This is a genomic window from Nocardia sp. NPDC051911 (assembly GCF_040681035.1).
GTDB classification, from domain to species: domain Bacteria; phylum Actinomycetota; class Actinomycetes; order Mycobacteriales; family Mycobacteriaceae; genus Nocardia; species Nocardia sichangensis.
The window spans coordinates 115,235-117,647 of sequence record NZ_JBFAXY010000010.1 but is presented as its reverse complement, the minus strand read 5'-3'; the positions used below and the strand labels follow the sequence as shown (position 1 = coordinate 117,647).

Below are 2,413 nucleotides of genomic sequence, written 5' to 3'. Positions count from 1 at the left end.
CGGACGTAGTCGGTCGGTGACTCCGCGCATGGCCGGAGCGAAGGCGGAGGTACGCCCGCATCGGTAGGCTCGCTGCTGTTGATCATGCGGCGATCGGAGGACGGGTGCGCAAGTCCCTGCTTGTGCTGCCCGCCGGATCGGCGGCGGGGTGCGGCGTGCCGGATCTGACGACAGAGTCCGCGAATTCCGTTGTCCGCATGAGCGAAGCGGGGGGTCGACAACAGCGACCACCGCGCATGGGGCGGCGGCTGGTGATCGCGCACCCCGCGAATCCGTCCACCGCCTACTCGGGGAGTATCGCGAAAGCCGGTGCGGCCGTGGCGAAGCAGGACGGAGCGGCGGATCTCGAACCCGACCCACCCGCGCCGGGCGCGGGCAGGACGTGGGTGTGGAGTTTCGTCGGCGTGGCGTCCCGTGCGTCGCCGCTGACGATGGAGTACGCGCGTCCGTGGGAGCCGGGTTCCGAACCGGCCCGGACGTTTTCGTCGACGATCGAGGTGGAGCGATGACGAGCATTCCGGAATGCGGCGCCGAAGTGCGTGAGAACGGCGAGATCCGCGGCGTGGCAACGGCGTCGGACGTCGACGGGTTCCGGGCCCGGCACGCGGAGCTGGCCGGCGGCTACGGCGCGGGCGATCCGGACGACCCGGCCATGGTGCAGGCGATGCAGATGGTCCTGCATCTGCCGAAGAGCGACCCGCCGCCGCGCAGTGCGCTGCTCGCCGCCGCCGCGTCGGCCGCGGTGGCACTGTGCCTGGACGAGCGAGTCGGGCCGGGCGGCGAGTGGGAAGAACGCTATCTGGCCTGGAAGCGCTCCCGGATCCGCAAGGTGGCTCGGCGCGCTCGCGGCGCACAGTGGCAGGCGACTTGCGCTGTCGCGGGCGTCACGGTGGAGATCGACGGCGCGCAGGCGCGGGCGCTGGTCCCGGGGCCGGTGGGGCAGGTCGACCCGCGAATCAAGCGTCTGCAGATCGGCGGCACCGACCTCACGCACGACGAGCCCGGCCCGCCCGATCCCGAACTGCCGGTGCTGTGGGTGAACGCCGGGCTCGGGATGACGTTGGGCAAGGCCGCCGCGCAGGTGGGTCACGCGAGCATGCTGCTGGCCGGTGCGCTGCCGGTGGAGCACGCGCTGCGCTGGGCGGAACTCGGCTTCCGCTGCGCGGTCCGCGAGGCCGACCCGCGGCGCTGGGCGTCGCTGGCCGAGCACGTGGCGGAGGGCGCGGCGATCGCGGTGCGCGACGCGGGATACACCGAAGTGGCGCCGGGCTCCATGACGGTGATCGCGGTGCCCGCCCGGTCCTGGTGAACCCTCCGCTACGGCGCGGCGCGCGTGTCGGTCGGTGCGGCCGATCCGGCCGGGACGGCGGCGTTCCAGCACAGATCGACCGACCGGGCCGGTTTTCCCTCCCTGCGTTGGCAAGTGCCCCCCGGGGTGGGCCAAGATGGAGCGCGTGCCGCAACCGGATCCCGATCTGCTCATCGATTTCACCGACGTGACCGTCCGCCGCTCCGGCCGTACTCTCGTCGGGCCGGTCACCTGGCAGGTCGAGCTCGACGAACGCTGGGTGGTCCTCGGCCCCAACGGCGCGGGCAAGACCTCGCTGCTGCGTATGGCCGCCGCCGAACTGCATCCCACCGCGGGCATCGCCCATCTGCTCGGGGAGCGCATCGGAAAGGTGGACATCAGCGAGCTGCGCCCGCGCATCGGGCTGTCGTCGGCGGCGGTGGCCAGCCGGGTTCCGACCGACGAGAAGGTCAGCGATCTGGTGGTGTCCGCGGGTTACGCGGTGCTCGGCCGCTGGCGGGAGCGCTACGACGACGTGGACACCGATCGCGCCATCGACATGCTGGAAAGCCTCGGAGCCGAACATCTCTCCGACCGCACCTACGGAACGCTGTCGGAGGGCGAACGCAAACGCGTGCTCATCGCCCGCGCGCTGATGACCGATCCCGAGCTGCTGCTGCTCGACGAGCCCGCCGCGGGCTTGGACCTGGGCGGCCGCGAGGAACTGGTGGAGCGGCTCGGCGATCTCGCCGCCGATCCGGACTCGCCCGCGATCGTGCTGGTCACCCACCACGTGGAGGAGATCCCACCCGGATTCACCCACGGCCTGCTGCTCAACGAGGGCGAAGTGGTCGCGCAGGGCCTGCTCTCCGACGTGCTCACCGCCGAGAACCTCAGCGACGCCTTCCGCCAGTCGATCGCCCTGGATCGAGTCGACGGCCGCTACTTCGCGCGGCGTTCGCGGCGGGCGGGCAGTCACCGCACCCGCTGACTCGGACGGCGTGCGATCGCGCAGTTTGGGTGCGTCAGGCGTACCTCCGCCTTCGCTCCGGCCGTGCGCGTTGTGCGTACCTCCGCCTTCGCTCCGGCCGTGCGCGTTGTGCGTACCTCCGCCTTCGCTCCGGC

General features: G+C 72.0%; 3 protein-coding genes. All 3 read left to right on the top strand.

All coding sequences use genetic code 11. The annotated features are described in order from the left end of the window. Positions 1-197: 197 nt before the first annotated feature. Positions 198-509: a protease inhibitor I42 family protein gene (locus tag AB0L97_RS14960; protein WP_364429373.1), complete on the top strand. Its 312-nt coding sequence runs from the start codon at positions 198-200 to the stop codon at positions 507-509. Next, positions 506-1,309 carry a peptidyl-tRNA hydrolase gene (locus AB0L97_RS14955; RefSeq protein ID WP_355078765.1) on the top strand — a complete coding sequence of 268 codons (804 nt, stop codon included), beginning with the start codon at positions 506-508 and terminating at the stop codon, positions 1,307-1,309. The genes AB0L97_RS14960 and AB0L97_RS14955 overlap by 4 nt, the downstream gene beginning before the upstream one ends. Positions 1,310-1,445: 136 nt before the next feature. Next, the gene (locus AB0L97_RS14950) at positions 1,446-2,279 is read left to right on the top strand and encodes an ABC transporter ATP-binding protein (RefSeq protein ID WP_364429369.1); all 834 of its coding nucleotides are present in this window, start codon (positions 1,446-1,448) and stop codon (positions 2,277-2,279) included. The last annotated feature ends 134 nt before the right edge of the window (positions 2,280-2,413 follow it).

Excerpts from the sequence above, each read along its gene's own strand:
- AB0L97_RS14960 (WP_364429373.1), top strand. The coding sequence starts at position 198 with ATGAGCGAAGCGGGGGGTCGACAACAGCGACCACCGCGCATGGGGCGG.
- AB0L97_RS14950 (WP_364429369.1), top strand. The coding sequence starts at position 1,446 with ATGGAGCGCGTGCCGCAACCGGATCCCGATCTGCTCATCGATTTCACC.
- AB0L97_RS14955 (WP_355078765.1), top strand. The coding sequence starts at position 506 with ATGACGAGCATTCCGGAATGCGGCGCCGAAGTGCGTGAGAACGGCGAG.